We start from the raw sequence: 18,592 nt of genomic DNA, 5'->3' as shown, positions 1-18,592 counted from the left end.
CAGTCGTCGTGACGGTAGGTTGCCAGGCGTGCTGCACGGGCGGGCCAGGGAACAGGCGCAGATCGAACGGCTGTTGGAAGGCGCCCGGAACGGTCACAGCGGCACGTTGGTGATGCGCGGCCCGGCGGGGATCGGCAAGTCGGCGCTCCTCGAGTACGCCGCCGGGCGGGCAGCCGGCATGCGGGTGTTGCGCGGCGTCGGTATCGAGTCCGAGGCGGCACTGCCGTTCGCCGCACTCCACCTGCTTCTGCGCACCGGGCTCGACCGGATCCACGCGCTGCCCGACCCGCAGGCCGCCGCGCTCCGCGGTGCACTGGGGTTGGGCGACGCCCCGCCGGAAAGCCGGTTCCTGGTCGGACTGGCCACGCTGAGCCTGCTGTCCGAGCTGGCCGGGGACGGCGCGCTGCTCTGTCTCATCGACGACGCGCAGTGGTTCGACCAGGCGTCCACCGACGCCCTCGTCTTCGCCGCGCGCCGACTCGAGGCGGACGGCATCGCCATGATCTTCGCCGCTCGCCCGGATTTCCCTGCCCCGGGGCTTGGCGAGCTGCGGCTGGGTGGCCTGGACGGCACCGCGGCCGCCGCCCTGCTCCCCGCCGACCTTCCGCCCCAGGTGCGGGAGCGCCTCATCCAGGAGTCGGACGGCAACCCGCTGGCGCTCATCGAGTTGCCCGCCGCGCTCAGCCCCGAACAGCGGGCGGGACGACTGTCGCCGGTGGGTGCGATGCCGGTGGCCGATCGCGTCCAGGCGGCGTTCCACGCGCAGATGGCGGAGCTTCCCGAGCACGCGCGCACCGCGCTGCTGATCGCGGCGGCGGGCGGCTCCGGTGAGCTTGCGACGCTGGTCGCGGCCGGCGCGTCCCTCCCCGGTCTCGAAGCGGCCGAGCGGAGCCGGCTGATCGAGATCAGCGGGTCGATGGTCGGTTTCCGTCATCCCCTGATCAGGGCTGCCGCCTATCACAGCGCTTCCGTCAGCCGACGCCTCGCCGTACATCGCGCCCTTGCCGACGCGCTGACCAGCTCGACCGCGCCGGATGCCGCTGACCGGCGGACCTGGCACCTGGCCGCCGCCGCGCTCGGTCCCGACGAGGACGTCGCGGAACAGTTGGAGGAGGCGGCGGGCCGCGCCCGTACCCGTGGCGGCCATGCCGCGATGGCGGCCGCCTACGAACGAGCCGCGGAGCTCACCGCCGATCCGGTACGCCGATCCGCGCGGCTGGCCGCCGCCGCGCTGGCCGCGAGCGACGCCGGCCTGATGCGCCGTGCCGCCGCACTCGCCGACAGCGCCACCCCCGACGTGGACGACCCCACGATGATCCTGGCGCTGACCCAGGTACGCGCCCATCGCGAGTTCGAGTTGGGCACCCCGCTGGCGGCGGGCCGCATCATCATGGACACCGTCCCGCGCGTAGCCGCCCACGCCACCGAGCAGGCGCACTGGCTGCTGGTGGAGGCCGTCCGCTGCGCCTGGTTCGCGGGCGACCCGCGGCTGGCGGAGCAGGCCGCCGCGAAGCTCCATGCGCTTCCCGGTTCGCCGCTGGCCAGCCAGGCGATCGGGCTGACCCGGCTGCTGCGCGGCGACATCCCCGGCGGGATCAAGCTCATCAGCGAGGTGCTCGACCTACCTGCGCTCGCCGGGCTGGGCGTGCCCGGGCTGACCTTCACCGCCGCTGTCTGCCTTCCCGCGGGCCGTGCCGCCCGCTGCGAAGAGATCACCGGACGGGTGGTGGCGGAATGCCAGCAGAGCGGCATGATCGGCTGGCTGGCTTTCGCGCTGCAGGACCATGGGTTCGCACAGGGGTTGCTCGGCTCGTACGGCGAGGCGCTGGCGACGCTCGACGCGGGGCTGCGGCTGGCGACGGAGCTGGGTCACGAGCACCGGGTCACCCACCTCACCAGCTGCATCGCCTGGGTGCTCGCCCATCAGGCGGACGTGCCGGGGTGTCGCGAGAAGGCCGAGGAAGGTGTCCGGCGAGCCGACGACCAGGGGCTGGTTCTCGCCGCGAGCATCGGGCGCTGGGCGCTCGGCCGGCTCGAACTCGGCCTGGGACACCCGGACGCCGCCCTGCGGCAGTTGGCGGCCATCCCGCCGACGGGAATCGGCGTCCTCTGCGCCGCCGACCAGATCGAGGCAGCCGTCCGCAGTGACCAGCCGGAACGGGCCAAGGAGCCGCTGGAGCGCTACCTGACCTGGGCGCGGCACGTCGGTCAGCCGGCATCGGACGCGATCGCCCTACGCTGCCGGGCCCTCGTCGAGCAGGATGAAGCGCACTTCGTGGCGGCCGTTCGTGTCCACGAGAGCGGCGATCAACCATACGAACAGGCGAGGACGCGGCTCGCCTACGGCGAGTGGCTGCGACGGGTCCGAAGGCGGGCGGACGCCCGGGCGCAGCTACGTGGCGCACTGGAGATTTTCGATCGGCTCGGTGCGGAGCTGTGGGCCGGGCGGGCCCGTGCCGAGCTGCGTGCGACCGGGGACGTGCCGGCCGCGCCCCGCAGGGCCGGCGACCCGCTCAGTGTCCTCACGCCCCAGGAACGGGAAGTCGTACGGCTGGCGGCCGGTGGCGCCTCCAACCGCGACATCGGCGCCCAGCTCTTCCTCAGCCCGCGGACGGTCGGCTACCACCTCTACAAGGCGTTCCCCAAGCTGGGCATCACCTCCCGGTCCCAGCTGGCCGCCATCGTCCGGTCCTCGTCGATCGACTGCTGACGCCCGCGCCGCCGGTGGCGGGCGGCCGCGCGTGGGAACCGCCTCACTCGCCGCCGTTCGACTCCTCGTGGAAGTAGACGGTGAGCGAGTACCAGTCACCGTGTTCGTTGATCTCGTTCTCGAAGGTCACGTCCTGGATCCACACCGGCCCGAGCTCCTCGATGGTGTCCGCGACCCGCCGGAGCAGCGCCGGTACGTCGTCCTGGCCGGGCCCGACGGGGTTCGCCGTGGCGAAGTACCGGACGGTGGGGAATTGGGAAACCTCGTTCACAATAAGATTGTTGCATCGATAGATAACGTTGCGTTGTCCCTCGGTGCCGGTGGCAGGCGACGGCGATAGCCTGGCGCTGACGGCGGGGACGACGGGTGGGGGCCGATGAGTCGTGCGGTGGAGGAGTCGAACCGGGCCATGCTGCGCGCCCGGGACGCCATGGACCGGGCGTACGCCGAGCCGCTGGACATCCCGGCGCTGGCCCGGATAGCGCTCGTCTCCGAGGCGCACTTCATCCGGACCTTCCGCGCCACCTTCGGCGAGACCCCGCACCGCTACCTGCAACGGCGGCGGGTGGAGCGCGCGATGTCGATGCTGATCGAGAGCGAGCGGGACGTCACCGACATCTGCTTCGCGGTCGGCTTCAGCAGCCTCGGGACGTTCAGCCGGACGTTCCGGCAGATCGTCGGCGAGTCGCCGAGCGACTTCCGCAGGCGCCGGTCGGCCGCCGCCGCGACCGTGCCGAGCTGCTTCGCCAAGGCCTGGACCAGACCCAGCAGTTTTGGATAAGCGGCAGGTCAGGCCCACCCTCTAGCGTGATGGGCATGACGATGAACGCGATCAGCCGCTCCCAGATCTACGTCCTCGACCAGGACGAGGCCCTCGACTTCTACGTCGGCAAGCTCGGCATGGAGGTCAACACCGACCAGGACCTCGGCTTCATGCGCTGGCTCACGGTCAACCTGCCCGGCGACCCGGAGCGCGAGATCCTGCTGGAGAAGCCGGGGCCGCCCGCGCTGGACCCGGCCACCGCCGAGCAGGTCCGGGAGCTGCTCACCAAGGGGGCGCTGGGTGGCTACCTCTTCATGACCACCGACGACGCCCGCAAGACGCACGAGGACCTGGTCGCCAAGGGCGTCGAGATCACCGACGAGCCGGAGGAGCGCCCGTACGGGATCGACTTCGGCATCCGGGACCCGTTCGGCAACAAGATCCGTATCGGCCAGATGTTCCCCCGGGCCTGACGGGAGCGGGGCCGTGACCGACGCGATCACCCTGCCCGCCGCCGGACCGGCCGCCCTCGGCCGGGACCGGGCCCTGCTGGTCGGCGGCATCCTCGCCGGCCCGGTCTTCGCCGTGTCCGCGCTGGCCCAGGGCCTCACCCGGGACGGCTTCGACTTCCGGCGGCACCCGGTCAGCATGTTGAGCACGGGCGACCTGGGTTGGCTCCAGATCGCCACCTTCCTGGCCACCGGTGCGCTCTGCGTCGGCGCCGCCGCCGCGGTGCGCCGCCGGCCGGTGACCGGCTCGACCTGGCTGCCCCGGCTGCTCGCCCTCTGGGGGTTCGGCCTGATGGCGGCCGGGGTCTTCAGCGCCGACCCGGCCGACGGCTTCCCGGCCGGCACGCCGCGCGGGCCCGGGCAGATCAGCTGGCACGGCGGGCTGCACTTCCTCGCGGCGGCGGTCGCCTTCGGGTCGCTGATCGTGGCGACCGTCGTCGCCGGCCGCCGGGCCGCCCGCGACGGCGACCGGGTGTGGGCCGTCACCAGCATCGCGACCGGGGTGTTCTTCGCGCTCGCCTGGGGCGCGCTGATGGTCCGGCCCGGCCCGGTGGCCATGGTCGCCTTCGGTCTGGCGGTGACCGCCGGCTGGGCCTGGGTGACCGCGACGTTCGTGGCGGCGCTGCGACGGTCGCCTCGCTGAGCGTGATCGGGGCGGCGACGGCCGGGAGGCGCGGGTTAGCATCGCGCCTCCCGGCCGCACGAGGAGACGACGATGGCCACCCGGCTGCTCTACCTGGCCCGGCACGGCGAGCAGGACCGCCCGGAGATCGAGTCGCCGGAGGTGGGGCTCTCAGAGCGGGGCCGCCGGCAGGCGGCGCTGCTCGGTCAGCGACTGCGGGCCGTACCGTTGCGCGCCGTCCACCACGGCCCGCTGCGCCGGGCCGTCGAGACCGCGGAGCTGGTCGCCGGGTCACTGCCGACGGTCCCGGTGTACGCGACGGAGCTGGCCGGCGATCACCTGCCGCACGACACCGACCCGGCCGGGCTGCCGGTGACGTACGCGAGTTTCCTGGCCGGCTTCTCGGCGCGCGAGCGGGCCGACGGGCCGCGACTGGCGGCGGAGGCCGTCGCCCGGTTCGCCACCGCCCCGCTCGACGGTGACGTCCGCGAGCTGGTGATCACGCACAACTTCCTGATCGCCTGGCTGGTCCGGCACGCCCTGGGCGCCCCGGAGCGGCGCTGGCTGGGCCTCAACCACCACAATGCCGGGCTGACCGTGATCCGCTACAGCTCGACCGGGCCGCCCAGCCTGATCGCCTTCAACGACGTGTCCCACCTGCCGCCCGAGCTGCGCGGCACCGGACTGCCCAGCGATTATCGGGTGTGACCGGGCGCGGTGCCGGCTACGGTCGCCGGATGACGACGCCGCCGCCCGACCTGCCGAAGACCGAGTTCGCCTTCCCGGGGCCGCTGCGGGACCAGCTCGTCGCGGCCGTCCTTTCCGTCGCGAAGACCTCCACCACCGGTCTGTTCCAGGACCACGAGCGCGACGGCGAGCCGCTGCCGGTGGTCGGTGCCCGCTCGGTGGTGGTCGATTCCGCCGACCGTCCGGTCGCGGTCATCGAGCTGACCGAGGTACGCCTCGTCCGGCTCGGCGACGTCGACCTGGACCACGCCCGGGACGAGGGCGAGGGGTACGACTCCGTCGCCGCCTGGCGCGCCGGGCACGAGACGTACTGGCACGGCCCCGACTACCGGGGCTGGCTCGGCGACCCCGACTTCACCGTCACCGACGACACCCTCGCGGTCGCCGTACGCTTCCGCCTCCTCCAGCGCCTCTGACGGCCGAACCGTCCCCGGAAGGAGTGGCCGTTCCACCGGGAACAGCCACTCCGTCCGGGCGTCCGCGCCCGCCGAGGGGGTCAGCGGGAGGCGACGGTCCTGACGACGGCTTCGGCCATGGCCCGGGCGGACTGCGGGTTCTGGCCCGTGACCAGGCGGCCGTCGACGACGACGTGCTCGGTGAAGTTCGGCGCCGGTACGTGGACGGCACCGGCCTCGGTGAGCTTGTCGGCCAGCAGGAAGGGGACCTCGTCGCTGAGGCCGACGGCGTTCTCCTCGTCGTTGGTGAAGCCGGCCACCCGCTTGCCCGCCACCAGGTGGGAGCCGTCGGAGAGCTTCAGGTTCACCAGCGCGGACGGGCCGTGGCAGACCGCCGAGACGACCCCGCCCCGCTCGTAGACGGTCGCGGCGATGCGCGCCAGGTCCGGGTCGTTCGGGAAGTCCCACATGGTGCCGTGACCGCCGGCGAAGACGATCACGTCGTACCCGGTCGGGTCGACGTCCGCGGCCTTCGGGGTGTGCTCCACGCCGGCGGTGGCCAGGAAGTCGTTCTGGGTCCGGTCGTTCTCGTCCCGGCCGTCCAGCGGCGGCTGGCCGCCGGCCACCGAGACCAGGTCGACGTCCCAGCCGGCGGCCCGGAACACCTCCCACGGCTCCGCGGCCTCCCCGACGTAGAAGCCGGTCTCGCGGCCGGTGGTGCCGAGCTGGCGGTGGCTGGTCAGAGCGATGAGTGCACGTGTCATGTCGACCATGCTGGCGCGCGAATCCATAGCTGACCAATAGGCGAACGACACAGCAGCGATAGGTTTGCTGATGTGAAGGTGTCGCTCGACCTGCTCCGCAGCTTCCTGGCCGTGCACCGGTCCGGTTCGATCACCGCCGCCGCGGAACTGCTCGGGCTGGCCCAGCCGACGGTCACCGCCCAGATCCGCGCGCTGGAGGAGGCGGTGGGCCGGCCGCTCTTCGACCGGGTGCCGAGGGGCGTGCTGCCCACCCCGGCCGGCGACGAACTGGCCCGCCGGGTGGCCGATCCGCTGGACCGCCTCGACGCCGTGCTCGCCGACGACACGGCCACGCCGTACCCGCGGACGGTCTTCCTCGGCGGGCCGGCCGAGTTCCTCGCGGAGCTGGCGCTGCCGGCGGTGGCCGGCCTGGTCGCCGAGGGTCTGGAGCTGCGGGTCTCCGCGGGGCTGCCCGAGCAGCTCCTGGACGACGTCGCCGCCGGCCGGCTCGACCTGGTGGTGAGCAGCGTGCGCCCCCGGCGGCGGGGGCTCGCCGTCGAGCCGCTCTACGACGAGGAGTTCGCGCTGGTCGCCGCGCCCGCCTGGGGCGAGCGGCTGCCGGACCCGGTGACCCCGCAGGCCCTGCGGGACGTGCCGCTGGTCGCCTACGCGGAGGAGGCGCCGATCCTGCGTCGCTGGTGGCGGACGGTCTTCGACACCCGACTCACCCGTACGCCCAGCCTGGTGGTGGCCGATCTGCGCGCGGTGCTGGCGGCCGTGGTGGCCGGCGCCGGGGCGAGCGTGCTGCCGACGTACCTGTGTCGCAGTGAGCTGGCCTCCGGCGCGCTGCGTCCGCTGTCGAGCCCGGCGGTGCCGCCGCTCAACACGCTCTTCCTGGCCGCCCGGCCGGCGGTGGCGGGGCGGCGCGAGGTGCAGGCCGTGCGGCGGGCGCTGCTGGCGGCGGCGGCCGGCTGGTAGCCCGGCGTCACCGCAGGGCGCCGGCCCGGAGCAGGAGGTCGGCCAGGGCGGAGGCGGCGGCCGGCGGCTGGGGGCCGCTCGCGCAGTCGGTCCACTCGACCGGGTTCGCGCCGATGGTCAGCCGGTAGGTGTAGGTGTCCGCGCAGCGCACGTCGGGGCGGGCGGGGCCGCCGCCGCTGGGGGCGCTGCCCGCCAGCGCGCGCAGCCGGTCGAGATCGGCCGGGGAGAGCTGACCGGTCCGGGTCGCGCCGGTGCGACCGGTCGCCGTCCACCGGCCGTCCGGTTCCACGGTGACCGTGTCCGCGCCGCCCGCGATGCCGCCGCTGCGGGTCAGCGTCACCCGGGAGGCGGTCGCGGCGGGGGCGCCGCTGGCGGTGCCGCCCGGCGTGGCGGTGCCCGGCGTGGCCGTGGCGGTCCCACCGGTGGGGGTGCCCGTCGCCGGCGCAGGTGAACCGGAACCGGTTGCTGAGCAGCCGGTCAGGAGGCTGGCCACAGTTACGATCTTGACAATGGCCAGGACGGATGATCTCATGCCGTTCGGACGTGCATCGACGCCGCCGGGTTCCCTCACCAGGGCTCATCCTCCGTTCGGCCAGTGTCGCGGGATGGAAGCGCTTCCCCCTTCTCTTTTCTTCGATGTATCTGCATATTTACATGCGTGACTACCCCCGTCACATCTTTCCTTGTCAGGAGGGCACGTGAGAAGAACCCTCGCCGCCGTCAGCGCAGCGCTGCTTACCAGCGGCATGCTGACCTGGGTCGCCACCGCAGCGCAGGCGGCCCCTAGCGCCCCCGCACCGGACACCTCACCCGCAACTCGCGCCGAAAGCCTGCTCCGCAACAACCCCGGCGCCGTCCAGGGCGTCAGCGGAGAGTCGTACCAGGCGGTTCGCACGAAGGTGGACGCGAACGGCGCGGCGCACACCCGCTACACCCGGACCTACCAGGGCCTGCGCGTCTACGGTGGCGACTTCGTCATCCACACGACGCCCACCGGCGGCTACGCCGGCTCCTCGGTCGGCCTCGCCGCGCCGCTCACCCTCGGCACCGCGCCGAAGGTCACGCCGGCCAGAGCCAAGGCGACGGCCAGGAAGGCGTTCTCCGGCAAGCTGGAGAGCGTCGGCGCCCCGGAGCTCTTCGTCGACGCCAGCTCCGGCACCGGCCGCCTCGCCTACGAGACGGTGCTCTCCGGGTGGCACACCGACGGCCAGACCCCGTCCCGGCTGCACGTCATCAGCGACGCCGTCAACGGCAAGGTGATCGGCTCGTACGACGAGATCGAGATGGTCGCCGGCACGGGCCAGAGCGTCTACTCCGGCACGGTCGCCATCGACACCACGCTCTCCGGCAGCACGTACCAGATGATCGACCCGTCGCACGGCAACGGCTCCACCTGCGACATGAACCAGGGCACGTCGACCTGCACGACGTTCACCAACACGGACAACAGCTGGGGTGACACCAACACCCGCCAGCGCGCCGCCGTCGACGCGCACTTCGGCGCGGCCAAGACGTTCGACTACTTCAAGAACGTGCACGGCCGCAACGGCATCTTCGGCGACGGCCGCGGGGTGCCCAGCCGGGTGCACTACGGCAACAACTACGTCAACGCCTTCTGGGACGGCTCCCAGATGACGTACGGCGACGGTTCCGGCAACTCCCGCCCGCTGGTCTCGCTCGACGTGGCCGGTCACGAGATGGCCCACGGTGTGACCGAGAGCCTGGTGTCCGGCGGCCTGACCTACTCCGGCGAGTCCGGCGGCATCAACGAGGCCACCAGCGACATCTTCGGCAGCATGGTCGAGTTCTACGCCAACACCACGGCCGACCCGGGTGACTACCAGGTCGGCGAGAAGATCAACATCAACGGCAACGGTACGCCGCTGCGCTACATGTACGACCCGGCGCTTGACGGCTCGTCCGACCGTTGCTGGACCACCAGCACCAAGAACAAAGACGTGCACTACTCGTCCGGCCCGGCCAACCACTTCTTCTTCAACCTGGCCGAGGGCACCGGCGCCACCCCGTACGGCACCTCGCCGGTCTGCGGCACCGCGCCGGCGGTGACGGGCATCGGCCGGGCCAAGGCGGAGAAGATCTGGTACCGCGCCCTGGACGTGTACTTCACCTCTAACACCTCGTACGTCAACACCACCACGCCGTCGAACACCGCTCGGGCCTACACGTTGCGCGCGGCGACCGACCTGTACGGCAACTGCTCCACCGAGTACAAGGCCGTCCAGGCGGCGTGGACCGCGGTGGCCGTCTCCGGCAACGACGCGCCCTGCTCGTCGACCGGTAACGACTTCTCCGTCTCGCTCTCCCCGACCTCCGGCTCGGTGACCGCGGGCGGCTCGGTCTCGACCACCGTCGCCACCGCCACCACCGGTGGCACCGCGCAGACCGTGACGTTCTCCGCGTCCGGCCTGCCGACCGGCGCCACCGCCACGTTCAACCCGACCTCGGTCACCTCGGGCGGCTCGTCGACCCTCACCATCGCCACCTCGGCCGGCACCCCGGCCGGCACCTACCCGGTGACCGTGACCGGCGCCGGCTCGGTGAACCGGACGGCGACCTACACGCTGACCGTCAACGGCACCGGTGGCGGCTGCACCGGCGCCGGCCAGAAGCTCGGCAACCCCGGCTTCGAGTCCGGCACCACCCCGTGGGCGTCGACCTCGGGCGTCATCGGCTCGTTCACCGGCCAGCCCGCCCGTACCGGCACCCGCAACGCCTGGCTGGACGGCTACGGCAGCACCCACACCGACACGCTCTCGCAGGCGGTGACCCTGCCGGCCGGGTGCACGTCGTACAACTTCACCTTCTGGCTGCACATCGACTCGGCGGAGACCACCACCGGCACCGCGTACGACACGTTCAAGGTGCAGGTGCTCAACTCCTCCGGGACGGTGCTGGCGACCCTGGCGACCTACTCGAACCTGAACAAGGCCGCCGGGTACTCGCAGAAGTCGTTCTCGCTGGCCTCGTACGCCGGCCAGACCGTCACCCTGAAGTTCACCGGCACCGAGGACTCCTCGCTCCAGACGTCCTTCGTGGTCGACGACACCGCGGTCAACGTCTCCTGACCTGACCTCGCCGTCGGCGGGCCCGGCGGCCACCCCTCGCGGGTGGTCGTCGGGCCCGCGCCGTTATGGTCGCCGGACCGGGTCGGCGCGGGCCGGCCGGCGGAAGGGGTGGTGTCGGTGTCGGACGCGGAGCTGACCGTCGAGGTGACCGGCGCGGTGGCGACGGTGACGATCCGGAACCCGGCCCGGCGCAACGCGATGACCCCGGACATGTGGCGGCGGCTGCCGGTGCTGCTCGACGCCCTGGAGGCCGACCCGGCGGTACGCGCCCTGGTGCTCACCGGCGCGGACGGCACCTTCTGCGCCGGCGCCGACCTGGGCGACCTGGACGAGTTGCTGGACGCCGGCGACCACAGCATCGCGGTCGTCGCCGAGGAACGGCTGGCCGCCTTCGCCAAGCCGACGGTCGCCGCCGTGCAGGGGCCCTGCGTCGGCGGTGGTTGCCAGCTCGCCGTGGCCTGCGACCTGCGGGTCGCCGCCCCGGACGCCCGCTTCGGCGTGCCGCCGGCCCGGCTCGGGCTGGTCTACCCGGCCCCGACCACCCGCCGGCTGACCCGGCTGGTCGGCCCGGCGACGGCGAAGTTCCTGCTCTTCACCGCCGAGCTGATCGACGCCGAGCGGGCGCTGCGGGTCGGCCTGGTGGACGAGGTGGTCGACGACCTGGCCGGCCGGGTGGCCGCGATCACCACCGCCATCGCGCAGCGCTCGCAGCTCAGTGTCGCCGCCGCCAAGGAGATCGTCGACGACCGGGCCGCGCCGGCCCGGGTCGCCTGGTGGCACCGGAAGGTGCGGGACAGCGGCGAGGCCCGCGAGGGGGTCGCCGCCCACCGCGAGCGCCGCGCGCCGAACTTCACCTGGTCGCCGTCCGACCGCCCCTGACCGTCGTGCCCTGATCCGCGGTACGACACCAGGGGTCGGCCCCCGGCCCCCTCGGACATCTCACGGGCGCTACGGACCTGATGACGTGAACGAATCGCCAGGTCGACGTCGAGCCGGGAATGCGCCTGCCAGGCGTACCCGGGAGGCTCTACCGTCCCTGCCGTGCCGCATCTTCGCCCGCCTGCCGACAAGCTCGACGTGACGATCCGATGCCAGGCGCATCCGGGCGTGTCCGTCCGCCTGCACAGCCGTCGCTTCCCGGACGAGTACGGCGTCGGCTTCTCGGTCGAGGCCCGGGCCGACGGTCTGCGTGCCGAGCTTCCCGGGGTGGAGGTCTGAATCTGGGACGACGCCTCGCCGCCGACCTCCGCGAGTTCCTCCCAAACCCGAGTCCACGACATCAGGTCTGTAGCGTCGGCAACCCTCTCGCCGGCGCGTCGGCCAGTCCGGGCGGCAGTGAGCTTCGGCGGTGAGGACGTGTGGGGGTCCGTCAGCCGCCGGTCCCCGGAGCCGGCGGAGTCGAAGGCGACGTGACGAGCCTCAGCAGCTCGTCGACCGACCACTGGTCGTAGACGTGCTCGCCGTGCCTGCTGGCCAGGACCGAGCCGTCCGGGGCGATCAGGAAGTCGGCGGGGAGCCCGAACCGCCCGCCGTGCGGGACGACCGCCGGTGGGCGCTCCCGGCCCCGCAGGACGGCCCACGAGCTGCGCAGCACCGCACGCAGGATCGGCAGCCAGGCGCGCGGGCTGAGCAGTGCGCGCACGGACGGCTCGACGCCGAACTCGCGGTAGAGCCGCTTGTCGGGGTCGGCGATGACGGCGAAGGGCAGGTCGTCGGTGTGCTCCCGCAGTTCGTCGGCGGGGGAGTGGAAGACCACGACCTCGCGTACCCCGGCCGCCTCGATCTCGGCGTGCCGGCGGACGATCGAGCGCAGGTGCAGGTTGCAGACCGGACAGCCGGCGAACCGGCGGAACTGGAGGTGGACCAGGCGTTCGGCATCGGGGACGGCGACCGGCGGCCCGGAGACCGGGGTGAGCCGACGGCGGGACACGGTCGAACCGGGGGCGGACGGGCGGGACATGGTTGCCTCCCTGTCGTAGGCGTACGACGTACTCCTACAGGGTTAGGCTTACGTTGTACGCTGTCAAGGCCATGCCTCGCCCCCGCTCACTCACCCCGGCCCAACTCGCCTCGGCCGCGCTGGCCGTCATCGACCGCGACGGGCTTCCCGCGCTCACCATGCGAGCGGTCGCCCAGGAGTTGGGCACCAGCCCGATGGCCCTCTACCGCTACGTCGCCGACCGGGACGAACTGGAGGCGCTGGTCGTGGAGGAGGTGCTGTCCATGGTCGACACCGCCGCTCCGCCGGACGAAAGTTGGCAGGACCGGGTGGGCGTGCTGGTCCAGCGGATGCGAACCGCGATCGGCGGACATCCCGCCGTGGTGCCGCTGCTCCCCGTGCACCGGCACCGGTCGCCGACCGTGCTGCGCTGGACGGAGACCGTGCTCGGCATCCTCGCCGAGGCGGGCTTCGCCGGCACCCGCCGGGTGGTCGCGCTGCGCGCCCTGCTCGCGTACGCCGTCGGCGCGATCCAGCTCGAACACCTGGGCCCGCTCTCGGGCAGCGGCACCGACGCGATGGCGGGACTGTCCCCGGCGGAGTTCCCGCATCTGTCGGCCACCGCCGCCGACGCCCGGCGGGTGGGACCGGACGTGGAGTTCGACGGCGGACTCGAGCTACTGCTGCGCGGCCTGGCCGTCTCCGCCGACTGACCGGGGCGGAGGGACCGGCGGGCGCCGCGCCGGAGGCGTACCTCCGACGCGGCCCCCTGTGCCCGCCGGCCGGCGGGTCACCGCCCGGCGAACGCGGCCCAGCTCGGCGTCACCGGCTCGCGCCGCAGCGGCATGCCCGCCTCGGCCGGCGTCCGGTCGCCCTTGCGCTGGTTGCAGGCGTAGCAGGCGGCGGTCGTGTTCTTCCAGGTGTTCCGGCCGCCGCGCGAGCGGGGCAGGATGTGGTCGATGGTGCTGGCCGGGCCGCCGCAGTACGCGCAGCACCGGTCGTCGCGCCGCAGCACGGCGGCGCGGGACCAGGCCGGCCCGGCGTGGAACCGCCAGCGGGTGACCACGTACCGGACGAGGCGGACCACCCGGGGAACCGGGAAGACCCCGATCACCTGGTCCGGCTCGGCCTCGTGGATCTCGGCGACCCGGCGGCACAGCATCCGGATCGCGTGCTGGACGGTGACCCGGTGCAGCGGGCCGAGGTCGGCGTTGATGACGAGGACGGCGTCCACCGGGCTCTCCCTTCACGATCGGCGGCGGACCGGTCCGGACAGCGAAAAGCCGCCCGGTCCGGGTGGGGGACGGGCGGCTGGAGCGCGTGCGGGCACGCGTCAGTCGGGCCACCCGTCCCGGGGACCTTCAGCTCGGCAACCATCGAGCGGCAGCGTCGACCACGCGCACGTGACGTGCGACAACGACATGACTGACTCCCGGCGGGCTGGTTGACCTTGCGCGATCACGGTAGGGCGGGCCGGGGCGGGCCGGCAACGCATTTCGATGCCCGCCCGGGGGAGAGCCGACCGGTCCGGCCGCTCAGCGTCGGGCCAGCAGCCCGCGCGGCCGGACGGACCGGACCGGCTCGGCAGCCGCGCCCTCGGCCCGCAGGATGTGGTTGGCGGCGATGACGCCGGTGGCCGCCGCGCGCTCCATCAGCGCGCTCGGGAACTCCGTCCGGATGCCGTCGCCGGCCAGGTAGAGGCCGTTCGCGTCGGTGCGTACCCCCGGCCGGTCGGCGTGGCTGCCCGGGGTGAACGCCGGGGCCTGGGCCTCCACCCGGGCGCGCAGCTCCCGGACCCGCAGCCCGGCCGCCTCCGGCCAGAGCGTGGTCAGCTCGACCCGCATCCGCTCGGCCAGCTCCTCGGCGGGCACGCCCTCGTCGCAGGCGTACGCGTGCAACTCCAGCACCGAGCCGCCGGTCCGCTCGGCCCACCGGCGGGAGGAGTTCTCCAGCCGGTGGTAGAGGGTCACCGAGTCCAGGGTGGGCTGCCGGGACACCCCGCTGAACACCGCCCGGTCGGCGCGGACGTCCCCGTCCATCCAGTACCGCGCCACCGCGTACGGCGGACCGGGCCGGCCGAACGCGGGCATCCGCGCCACCAGCCGGGGTGCCGCCCCGGGCAGGCCGGGGGAGGCCGCGACCAGGGCGGCCAGTGCGGGCGGGTCGACGGCGAGCACCACGTGCGCGGCGCGGTACGCCGAGCCGTCCGCGGTCCGCACCCGCCAGCCGCCGGGCTCCCGGTCCAGCCGGGTGGCGGCGGCCTCGGTGACCACCCGGCCGCCGTGCTTCTCGACGTGCCGGGTCAGCGGCTGCCAGATCGCCGTCGCGTAGTCCTCGTCCGGGCAGTCGAAGGCCAGCCCCTCCGGGTTGCCGAGCAGGTAGAAGTGGAACTGGGCGATCATCTCGGCGGCCGACATCTCCGCCTCGCGGTTGAAGAACGAGTGTGAGAAGACCTCGAAGAGCATGGCCCGGGCCCGGTCCGGCAGCTTCAGCGAGGTCAGCAGCTGGTCGGCGGTGGTGGTGTCGAACTCGGCGTAGGTGCGTTCCGGGTGGTAGCTGAACAGCGGCAGCGCGGCGCGCCGGTCCATCCGGCGCAGGTCGGCCAGGCGCAGGCTGGGGCTGCGCAGCACGAGGGCGAGCAGGTTGAGCGGCGCGGCCGGCGGCAGCCGGCCGAACTCCTCCGTCGGCCACTGCCCGCTCAGGATCGGGTACCCGGGGACCGGCTTGAGGAAGCCCAGGCCCGGATCGACCCGGCGCAGGATCGCCCGCCAGTTGTAGTACTGCCGGAAGAATGCGTGGAACCCGTGCTCGATGAGCTGGGTGCCGTCGGTCAGGGCCGCCGGCCAGGCGGCGAGCCGGCCGCCGAGCGTCGGCGCGGCCTCCAGCACGGTCACCGCCACGCCCCGCTCGGCGAGCACCACCGCCGCGGACATGCCGGCGATCCCGCCGCCGACCACCACGGCCTCGACCGGGCGCGGCACCCGGGCGGCGCCACCGCCGCCCGGGTCGAGCACCCGCTGCCGTACGCCGATGAGCCGGCCCAGCATCTGTGACAGCGCCATGTGCACCTTCCCGGCCGAAGAAATTTCAGTCTGCCCGGTCAGCTCTCGGACGGCAGCAGACAGCGCCGTTCCCGGTCCGAGGCGGGCCAGACGTACTCCAGGTCGGGCGGGATGTCGCCGAACTGCGGCCGGTAGTGCTCCGGGTCCTTGCGCAGCAGCGACGAGCGGTGGCTCAGGTGCAGGTCCTCTCGGCCCAGCCAGGGTGGCAGCTCGCCGGCCCCGGCCAGCTCGGCCTGGGTTCGGACCCGCTCGATCCCGCAGGCGGCGGCCAGGTCGGTGGTCATGGTGCCGGCGCAGGTGTCCGCCCGGCCCGGCTCGCACCAGACCGCGCACATGTCCAGCCCGTACCGGGTCAGCGCCTCCTCGTAGCCGGCCCACATCTTCACCGCCGGATGGTTGCGCCAGCCGTAGGTGGGCCGGGTCAGCCCGCGCAGCACCTGGATGGTCTCCACCCGCTGCTTGCCCAGCCGCTTCTGGTCCAGCGTCCGGGCGCTCGCCAGGAAGTCCGGGTACGGGAGGAACGTCTGCATGTCGCTGCACTACCCGCCGTACGCCCCGACATGCGCTCATGATCAGCGGGGCTGCGCCCGGTGCGACCGGCTGACTACGATCCGGTCATGGCGGAACCCCTGCGCGACCGCGCGCGCCGCGCGACCGGCTGGCGGTTACGGGCCAACGGCGAGACGCGGCCGCACTACGTCGTCTGCGGCAACGACCCGCTCGCCTACTGGGTGGTCAAGGCGCTGCTCGCCACCGAGCTGGCGCAGGGCCGGGTCCGCATCACGCTCATCGTGCCCGAGCGCCGTCGCTCCGAGGGGCCGGACGGCCGCGACGTCGACGGCATCCAGGTGGTCCGCGCCGACCGGCTCGACGAGGCCGCCTTCCGCCGGGCCGGCCTGGCCGGCGCGGACGGGCTGGCCCTGCTGCAGCAGGACGACGTGGGCAACATGCACGCGGCGCTCTGCGCCCAGGAGGTCGAGCCCCGGCTGCGCCTGGTGGTGCGCATGTTCAACACCAGCCTGGCCAACGGCCTGCGCGAGCTCTTTCCCGACTCGGCGGTGCTCTCCGACGCCTCGATCGCCGCCCCCGCGTTCGTGGCCGCCGCTCTCGGTGAGGTCGCCCCCACCCATTTCCGGCACGCCGGGCGCACCCTCTACGTGGCCCGCCGCGAGGACGTACGCGCCCGCGACGTGGTCTGCGGCCTGGCCGTCACCACGGATCCGGCCCTGGTCCGCGTGCTGCCCGCCGACGAGCCGGCGGCCGACGTGGTGCTCGCCGAGGCGACCGGCCAGCCGGCCGGCACCGAGCTGGCGGCCCGCCGGCTGGTCCGGGCCCGCCGCCGCCGGCAGCCGGTCGCGGTGCTGCTCCGGGCGGTCCGCAGCTTCGCCACCCGCAAGATCGGGATCGCGGTGATGGTGCTGCTCGCGGTGATCGCGGTGCTCGGCTGGCTCAACTCCCGCGCGGTGGACGTGAGCTGGACCGAGGCGCTCTACCTGACCCTGGTCACCACACTCAGCGGCCAGGATCCGGACGTCACCAAGCCGGCCGCCGCGCAGATCATGCAGGTGGTGCTCAACCTCGCCGGGCTGGCGCTGATCCCGCTGATCACCGCCGTGGTGGTGGACGGCATCGTCAACGCCCGGCTCGCCCTGCACGCCGGCCGGATCCAGCCGCAGCGCACCGGGCACGTCGTGGTGGTGGGGCTGGGCAACATCGGCACCCGGGTGATGGCCCAGCTGCGTGACTTCGGCGTCGAGGTGGTCGCGATCGACCGGACCGCCGAGGCGCGCGGCGCGGCGCTGGCCCGTCGGCTGGGCGTACCGCTGATCGTCGGGGACGCGGCCCGGGAGGAGACCCTGCGGTCCGCCTCGGTGGAGACCTGCCAGGCGCTGGTGGTGGTCTCCACCGACGACGGGGTCAACCTGCGCGCCGCGCTCAATGCCCGGGGACTCAACGCCGAGCTGCGGGTGGTGCTGCGGCTCTTCGACGGCGACTTCGCCGAGCGGATCCAGCAGGCGTTCGGGATCGGCATCTCGCGCAGCGTGTCGTACCTGGCCGCGCCCGCGTTCGCGGCGGCGCTGCTGGACCGGGCGGTGATCGCCACCATCCCGGTCGACCGGCACGCGCTGCTGGTGGTGGAGGTGCCGGTGGTGGCCGGCGCGCCGCTGGACGGCCGGCCGCTGGCCGCCGTGGCCCGCCCCGGCGAGGTGCGCCTGCTCGCGCACACCCGCTTGGGGCAGAGGACCGACTGGAAGGCCGACCCGCGGATGGTGATTTCGGCGGGGGACCGGCTGACCGTGGTGGCCCGCCGGGCCGGGCTCGCCGCGCTGCTGCGCGAGTCCACCCCGCCACCGCCGGCGGTTCCGCCCGCGCCGGCCGCCCCGGCCGCGCCGGTACCCCGGGAGGGCCAGGACTGAATTCCGCGACGCGTAGTCTCTCGCCGTGCTTGGTGGAGGCTTGGGACGTCGGATCCGGGAACAGCAGCGTGCCGGGCGGGCGGGCGCTCTCCCGTCGTGGTTGAGGGCGCGCCCGCCGTGGTGGGCGATGGTCGCCGTGCTCGTGGTGGTCGCCGGTGTGCTGGCGTGGGCGCTGTGGCCGGCCGCCGCGCCGCCGCCGCGCCAGCGCGAGTACCGGGCGGAGACGGCGTGCCTGCTCACGGGAGAGAAGGGTGTCGCGGCGCCGGAGGCGGTCCCGGTCTGGGCCGGCATGCAGGAGGCGTCGCTGGCCACCCACGTCAAGATCCAGTACCTCGAGGTGAGCGGCCCGCAGACGCCCGAGAACGCCGAGACGTACCTCGCCAGTCTGGTGCAGAGCCGTTGTGATCTTATTCTCACCGTGGGTGCGGCACCGGTGGGCGCATTGCGGGCTGGAGGGGCAAGATTCCCAACTGTCCGCTTCGTGGGAATCAATGGTGGAAACGCGTCGAGCAACGTGTCCGTTGTGGAGGCAAATAGCCCGCAAGTCGCGCAGCAGAAATCGCGAGAGCTGATCGCCGCGCTCGCCTCCTGAGGGGAGCCGTCTTCCCAGGCTCCTCTCAG

The 18,592-nt window shown here is 73.5% G+C and carries 20 protein-coding genes; 13 read left to right on the top strand and 7 right to left on the bottom strand.

The features are described 5' to 3' along the window. The first annotated feature begins 28 nt into the window (after window positions 1-28). Window positions 29-2,710, top strand: a complete 2,682-nt coding sequence (locus ACTMS9_RS20335) for a helix-turn-helix transcriptional regulator (protein WP_441165702.1) — start codon at window positions 29-31, stop codon at window positions 2,708-2,710. Between the two features lie 43 nt (window positions 2,711-2,753). Here the strand turns inward: ACTMS9_RS20335 and ACTMS9_RS20330 are convergent, their stop codons facing one another. Then, complete coding sequence (locus tag ACTMS9_RS20330; protein WP_441142038.1) at window positions 2,754-2,981, bottom strand: hypothetical protein; 228 nt, start codon at window positions 2,979-2,981, stop codon at window positions 2,754-2,756. A 105-nt stretch (window positions 2,982-3,086) separates the two neighbouring features. Between ACTMS9_RS20330 and ACTMS9_RS20325 the strand changes: the two genes are divergently transcribed. The 5 genes from ACTMS9_RS20325 (at window position 3,087) to ACTMS9_RS20305 (ending at window position 5,767) form a co-directional block, all read left to right on the top strand. Continuing rightward, window positions 3,087-3,491 carry a helix-turn-helix domain-containing protein gene (locus ACTMS9_RS20325; RefSeq protein WP_441142039.1) on the top strand — a complete coding sequence of 135 codons (405 nt, stop codon included), beginning with the start codon at window positions 3,087-3,089 and terminating at the stop codon, window positions 3,489-3,491. Window positions 3,492-3,526: 35 nt separating this feature from the next. After that, window positions 3,527-3,946: a VOC family protein gene (locus ACTMS9_RS20320; RefSeq protein WP_088964361.1), complete on the top strand. Its 420-nt coding sequence runs from the start codon at window positions 3,527-3,529 to the stop codon at window positions 3,944-3,946. A 13-nt stretch (window positions 3,947-3,959) separates the two neighbouring features. Continuing rightward, a complete protein-coding gene (locus ACTMS9_RS20315) occupies window positions 3,960-4,625 on the top strand; it encodes a DUF998 domain-containing protein (protein WP_441142040.1) in 666 nt (221 codons plus the stop codon). A 72-nt stretch (window positions 4,626-4,697) separates the two neighbouring features. Next, window positions 4,698-5,312 (top strand): histidine phosphatase family protein, encoded by a 615-nt coding sequence (locus ACTMS9_RS20310; RefSeq protein ID WP_210773737.1) that lies wholly within the window; start codon window positions 4,698-4,700, stop codon window positions 5,310-5,312. Window positions 5,313-5,341: 29 nt separating this feature from the next. Further along, a complete protein-coding gene (locus tag ACTMS9_RS20305) occupies window positions 5,342-5,767 on the top strand; it encodes an ASCH domain-containing protein (protein WP_441165701.1) in 426 nt (141 codons plus the stop codon). Between the two features lie 80 nt (window positions 5,768-5,847). Here ACTMS9_RS20305 and ACTMS9_RS20300 read toward each other — a convergent pair whose 3' ends face one another. Beyond that, on the bottom strand, window positions 5,848-6,510 hold the full coding sequence (locus ACTMS9_RS20300; protein WP_280839972.1) for a type 1 glutamine amidotransferase domain-containing protein: 663 nt from the start codon (window positions 6,508-6,510) through the stop codon (window positions 5,848-5,850). 72 nt (window positions 6,511-6,582) lie between these two features. Here ACTMS9_RS20300 and ACTMS9_RS20295 point away from each other — a divergent pair, with 72 nt between their 5' ends. Then, window positions 6,583-7,467, top strand: a complete 885-nt coding sequence (locus ACTMS9_RS20295) for a LysR family transcriptional regulator (protein WP_441165700.1) — start codon at window positions 6,583-6,585, stop codon at window positions 7,465-7,467. A gap of 7 nt (window positions 7,468-7,474) precedes the next feature. On the opposite strand, the gene ACTMS9_RS20290 is transcribed toward ACTMS9_RS20295, so the two are convergent. Next, the gene (locus tag ACTMS9_RS20290; RefSeq protein WP_441165699.1) at window positions 7,475-7,960 is read right to left on the bottom strand and encodes a hypothetical protein; all 486 of its coding nucleotides are present in this window, start codon (window positions 7,958-7,960) and stop codon (window positions 7,475-7,477) included. Between the two features lie 205 nt (window positions 7,961-8,165). On the opposite strand from ACTMS9_RS20290, the gene ACTMS9_RS20285 reads away from it, so the two are divergent. The 3 genes from ACTMS9_RS20285 to ACTMS9_RS20275 all read left to right on the top strand — a co-directional run bounded on the left by ACTMS9_RS20285 (window position 8,166) and on the right by ACTMS9_RS20275 (window position 11,771). Then, window positions 8,166-10,553, top strand: coding sequence for a M4 family metallopeptidase (locus tag ACTMS9_RS20285; RefSeq protein ID WP_441165698.1), 2,388 nt, complete (start codon window positions 8,166-8,168; stop codon window positions 10,551-10,553). 111 nt (window positions 10,554-10,664) lie between these two features. Further along, complete coding sequence (locus ACTMS9_RS20280) at window positions 10,665-11,432, top strand: enoyl-CoA hydratase/isomerase family protein (protein WP_441142045.1); 768 nt, start codon at window positions 10,665-10,667, stop codon at window positions 11,430-11,432. A 162-nt stretch (window positions 11,433-11,594) separates the two neighbouring features. After that, the gene (locus ACTMS9_RS20275; protein WP_441142046.1) at window positions 11,595-11,771 is read left to right on the top strand and encodes a DUF6228 family protein; all 177 of its coding nucleotides are present in this window, start codon (window positions 11,595-11,597) and stop codon (window positions 11,769-11,771) included. A 151-nt stretch (window positions 11,772-11,922) separates the two neighbouring features. Here ACTMS9_RS20275 and ACTMS9_RS20270 read toward each other — a convergent pair whose 3' ends face one another. Beyond that, complete coding sequence (locus ACTMS9_RS20270) at window positions 11,923-12,513, bottom strand: peroxiredoxin-like family protein (protein WP_441142047.1); 591 nt, start codon at window positions 12,511-12,513, stop codon at window positions 11,923-11,925. Between the two features lie 71 nt (window positions 12,514-12,584). Between ACTMS9_RS20270 and ACTMS9_RS20265 the strand changes: the two genes are divergently transcribed. Next, window positions 12,585-13,205, top strand: a complete 621-nt coding sequence (locus tag ACTMS9_RS20265) for a TetR/AcrR family transcriptional regulator (protein WP_441142048.1) — start codon at window positions 12,585-12,587, stop codon at window positions 13,203-13,205. 77 nt (window positions 13,206-13,282) lie between these two features. Here ACTMS9_RS20265 and ACTMS9_RS20260 read toward each other — a convergent pair whose 3' ends face one another. The 3 genes from ACTMS9_RS20260 to ACTMS9_RS20250 form a co-directional block, all read right to left on the bottom strand. Then, complete coding sequence (locus ACTMS9_RS20260) at window positions 13,283-13,726, bottom strand: HNH endonuclease (RefSeq protein WP_154941475.1); 444 nt, start codon at window positions 13,724-13,726, stop codon at window positions 13,283-13,285. A gap of 301 nt (window positions 13,727-14,027) precedes the next feature. Then, the gene (locus ACTMS9_RS20255) at window positions 14,028-15,554 is read right to left on the bottom strand and encodes a hydroxysqualene dehydroxylase (RefSeq protein WP_441165697.1); all 1,527 of its coding nucleotides are present in this window, start codon (window positions 15,552-15,554) and stop codon (window positions 14,028-14,030) included. Window positions 15,555-15,592: 38 nt separating this feature from the next. Then, complete coding sequence (locus ACTMS9_RS20250) at window positions 15,593-16,084, bottom strand: MSMEG_6728 family protein (protein WP_441142050.1); 492 nt, start codon at window positions 16,082-16,084, stop codon at window positions 15,593-15,595. Window positions 16,085-16,171: 87 nt separating this feature from the next. Between ACTMS9_RS20250 and ACTMS9_RS20245 the strand changes: the two genes are divergently transcribed. Beyond that, window positions 16,172-17,971 (top strand): NAD-binding protein, encoded by a 1,800-nt coding sequence (locus ACTMS9_RS20245; protein ID WP_441165696.1) that lies wholly within the window; start codon window positions 16,172-16,174, stop codon window positions 17,969-17,971. Window positions 17,972-18,098: 127 nt separating this feature from the next. Further along, window positions 18,099-18,563, top strand: coding sequence for a hypothetical protein (locus ACTMS9_RS20240; protein ID WP_441142052.1), 465 nt, complete (start codon window positions 18,099-18,101; stop codon window positions 18,561-18,563). Window positions 18,564-18,592 lie beyond the last annotated feature (29 nt).

Origin of the sequence: Micromonospora sp. L31, assembly GCF_052068075.1 — a bacterium.
Lineage (GTDB): Bacteria > Actinomycetota > Actinomycetes > Mycobacteriales > Micromonosporaceae > Micromonospora > Micromonospora purpureochromogenes.
This window is presented reverse-complemented; position numbering and strand designations above follow the sequence as displayed.

Excerpts from the sequence above, each read along its gene's own strand:
- ACTMS9_RS20305 (WP_441165701.1), top strand. The coding sequence starts at position 5,342 with ATGACGACGCCGCCGCCCGACCTGCCGAAGACCGAGTTCGCCTTCCCG.
- ACTMS9_RS20320 (WP_088964361.1), top strand. The coding sequence starts at position 3,527 with ATGACGATGAACGCGATCAGCCGCTCCCAGATCTACGTCCTCGACCAG.
- ACTMS9_RS20265 (WP_441142048.1), top strand. The coding sequence starts at position 12,585 with ATGCCTCGCCCCCGCTCACTCACCCCGGCCCAACTCGCCTCGGCCGCG.
- ACTMS9_RS20245 (WP_441165696.1), top strand. The coding sequence starts at position 16,172 with ATGGCGGAACCCCTGCGCGACCGCGCGCGCCGCGCGACCGGCTGGCGG.
- ACTMS9_RS20325 (WP_441142039.1), top strand. The coding sequence starts at position 3,087 with ATGAGTCGTGCGGTGGAGGAGTCGAACCGGGCCATGCTGCGCGCCCGG.
- ACTMS9_RS20255 (WP_441165697.1), bottom strand. The coding sequence starts at position 15,554 with ATGGCGCTGTCACAGATGCTGGGCCGGCTCATCGGCGTACGGCAGCGG.
- ACTMS9_RS20250 (WP_441142050.1), bottom strand. The coding sequence starts at position 16,084 with ATGCAGACGTTCCTCCCGTACCCGGACTTCCTGGCGAGCGCCCGGACG.
- ACTMS9_RS20240 (WP_441142052.1), top strand. The coding sequence starts at position 18,099 with ATGGTCGCCGTGCTCGTGGTGGTCGCCGGTGTGCTGGCGTGGGCGCTG.
- ACTMS9_RS20310 (WP_210773737.1), top strand. The coding sequence starts at position 4,698 with ATGGCCACCCGGCTGCTCTACCTGGCCCGGCACGGCGAGCAGGACCGC.
- ACTMS9_RS20270 (WP_441142047.1), bottom strand. The coding sequence starts at position 12,513 with ATGTCCCGCCCGTCCGCCCCCGGTTCGACCGTGTCCCGCCGTCGGCTC.
- ACTMS9_RS20300 (WP_280839972.1), bottom strand. The coding sequence starts at position 6,510 with ATGACACGTGCACTCATCGCTCTGACCAGCCACCGCCAGCTCGGCACC.